The organism is Streptomyces sp. NP-1717 (assembly GCF_022695985.1).
Taxonomy (GTDB): Bacteria; Actinomycetota; Actinomycetes; order Streptomycetales; family Streptomycetaceae; genus Streptomyces.
The window spans coordinates 1-2,909 of record NZ_JAAPBF010000407.1; the positions used below are offsets into that span (position 1 = coordinate 1).

At 68.6% G+C, this 2,909-nt stretch carries 2 protein-coding genes; one reads left to right on the forward strand and one right to left on the reverse strand.

All coding sequences use genetic code 11. The annotated features are described in order from the left end of the window. The first annotated feature begins 201 nt into the window (after window positions 1-201). A complete protein-coding gene (locus GXP76_RS34965) occupies window positions 202-2,007 on the forward strand; it encodes a bifunctional UDP-sugar hydrolase/5'-nucleotidase (RefSeq protein ID WP_242575640.1) in 1,806 nt (601 codons plus the stop codon). 83 nt (window positions 2,008-2,090) lie between these two features. Here GXP76_RS34965 and GXP76_RS34970 read toward each other — a convergent pair. Next, a partial coding sequence (locus tag GXP76_RS34970; protein WP_242575641.1) for a SidA/IucD/PvdA family monooxygenase occupies window positions 2,091-2,909 on the reverse strand: 819 nt, incomplete at its 5' end.

The following is a 2,909-nucleotide window of genomic DNA, read 5'->3' on the forward strand; positions in this document are numbered from 1 at the left end:
TTTCTCCCTCGTACGGCGGCGAGTTGTGCGATGGCGCGGCTGTCCGGGCCACTCTCCCACCCGGCTCACGCCGGGGCACGACTTTCGGCGGTCATCGGATCGAAACCCTGTGGGGGTGTTCCGCCGGGCGTTCCTGCGTCAGAATCTAGCCGCCTTGTCTACGCGCGTTGTGCGGGTGGGTGACGAGATCGAGGAGTAGCGATGCCGCTGAACCGTAGGACGTTCCTGGGCCGGTCGGCCGCGGCGGGAGCCGGTGTGGCGGTCGCCGGGGGCGCCGCTGTCCCGGCGCACGGCGCCGGTCACGGGCATGGCCACGGACGTCCGCCGAAGCGGTACTCGTTCACCGTGATGGGCACCACGGACCTGCACGGCAACGTCTTCAACTGGGACTACTTCACGGACAGGGAGTTCGACGACAAGGACCGCAACGACGTCGGTCTGGCGAAGATCTCCACGCTGGTGAACCGGATCCGTGCGGAGAAGGGGCGCGGCAACACGCTGCTCATCGACGCGGGCGACACGATCCAGGGCACCCAGCTCTCGTACTACTACGCGAAGATCGATCCGATCACCGCGAAGCGCGGCCCGGTGCATCCGATGGCGCAGGCGATGAACGCGATCGGGTACGACGCGGCGGCGCTGGGCAACCACGAGTTCAACTACGGCATTCCGGTGCTGCGGAAGTTCGAGGAGCAGTGCCGTTTCCCGCTGCTGGGTGCCAACGCGCTGGACGCGAAGACGCTGCGGCCGGCGTTCCCGCCGTATGTGATCAAGCGGCTGCGGACGCCGCACGGGCGTGATGTGCGGGTGGCGGTGCTGGGTCTGACGAATCCGGGGATCGCGATCTGGGACAAGGTGAACGTGCAGGGGAAGATGACGTTCCCGGGTCTGGAGGAGCAGGCGGCGAAGTGGGTGCCGAAGCTCCGGTCGATGGGCGCCGATGTGGTGATCGTGTCCGCGCACTCGGGGTCGAGCGGCACGTCCTCCTACGGAGATCAGCTTCCGCACATCGAGAACGCGGCGGGTCTGGTGGCCGAGCAGGTGCCGGGCATCGACGCGATCCTGGTGGGGCACGCGCACACCGAGATTCCCGAGTACCGGGTGACGAACAAGGAGACCGGCGAGGACGTGGTGCTGTCCGAGCCGCTGAAGTGGGGGCAGCGGCTGACGCTGTTCGACTTCGACCTGGTGTGGGAGCGGGGGCGCTGGTCGGTGGAGAAGGTGGGCGCCCAGGTCCTGAACTCGAACACGGTGGACGAGGACCCGAAGATCACCGGGCTGCTGGTGGACGAGCACCGCAAGGTGGTGGCTTACGTCAACCAGGTGATCGGGACGTCGACGGCGGCCATGACGACGGCCGACGCGCCGTGGCGGGACGAGCCGCTGATCGATCTGATCAACCATGTGCAGACGGAGACGGTGAGGGCGGGTCTCGCGGGCGGTGAGTGGGCGGCGCTGCCGCTGCTGTCGCAGGCGTCGTGCTTCTCGCGTACGGCGGGTATTCCGGCGGGTGAGGTGACCATCAAGGACGCGGCGGGGCTGTATCCGTTCGAGAACACCCTGGAGGCGCGGTTGCTGACGGGTGCTCAGATCAGGGATTATCTTGAGTTCTCGGCGAGGTACTACGTGCGGACGGCGGCGGGTGCGCCGGTGGACACGTCGAAGCTGACGAACGCGGACAACATCCCGGACTACAACTACGACGTGGTGTCGGGGCTGACGTATGAGATCGACATCGCGAAGCCGGCCGGTTCGCGGATCGTGAATCTCTCCTTCGAGGGGAAGGCGCTGGACCCGGCGGCGCGGTTCGTGCTGGCGGTGAACAACTACCGGGCGAGCGGTGGGGGCAACTTCCCGCATGTCGCGGGCGCGCGGCAGTTGTGGGCGAACCCGGACGAGATCCGGAACACGATCATCACGTGGGTGCAGACGGAGAAGACCGTCGACCCGGCTCGGTTCGCCTCGGTGGACTGGAAGCTCACGCGCGACGGCACCCCGGTCTTCTGACCCGTCGCGCGATGACGCGCCGGTGCGGTGCTGTCCCCTCGGCACCGCACCGGCGCACCCCCTTACGGCCCGCGGCCGGCGCGTCAGCGCACTTCGGTGAGGGGCACGAGGTCTCTGGGCACCGGCATCGGCCGGTGCCTTCTCCGTCCGTCGAGGCCGAAGGTGGTGAACGCGGTGCGGCGCGGCAGTGGGTAGTGCTCGGTGCCGGTGAGCGAGTTGAGGATCGTGGCGCTGCGCCAGGCGGCGAGTCCGAGGTCGGGGGCGCCGACGCCGTGGGTGTGCCGTTCGGCGTTCTGTACGTACACCGAGCCGGTCACGGAGGGGTCGAGGACGAGCCGGTAGGTGTCGTCGACGCGGGGGCGCCCGGATGTGTCGTGGCACATGTACGGGTCGAGTCCGGCCAGGAGCCGGCTGAGCGGGCGCTCGCGGTAGCCGGTGGCGAGGACGACGGCGTCGGTGGTGAGGCGGGAGCGGCCGGACTGCCGGCCGTGTTCCAGGTGCAGTTCGATTCTGGTGGCGCCGACCCGTCCCGCCGTGCGGACGAGGACGCCGGGGGTGAGGACGGCGTCGGGCCAGCCGCCGTGGAGTGTGCGGCGGTAGAGCTCGTCGTGGATGGCGGCGATGGTGTCGGCGTCGATGCCTTTGTGGAGCTGCCACTGGTGGGGGACGAGTTCGTCGCGGACGTGTTCGGGCAGTGTGTGGAAGTAGGTGGTGTAGTCGGGGGTGAAGTGTTCCAGGCCGAGCTTGGAGTACTCCATGGGTGAGAAGGCTTCGGTGCGGGCGAGCCAGTGGAGTTTCTCGGCGCCCGGGGGGCGGGCGCGGAGCAGGTCGAGGAAGACTTCGGCGCCGGACTGGCCGGAGCCGACAACGGTGATGTGTTCGGCTTCGAGGATCCGTTCGCG

Coding starts and splice junctions, on each gene's coding strand:
- GXP76_RS34965 (WP_242575640.1), top strand. CDS start 202: ATGCCGCTGAACCGTAGGACGTTCCTGGGCCGGTCGGCCGCGGCGGGA.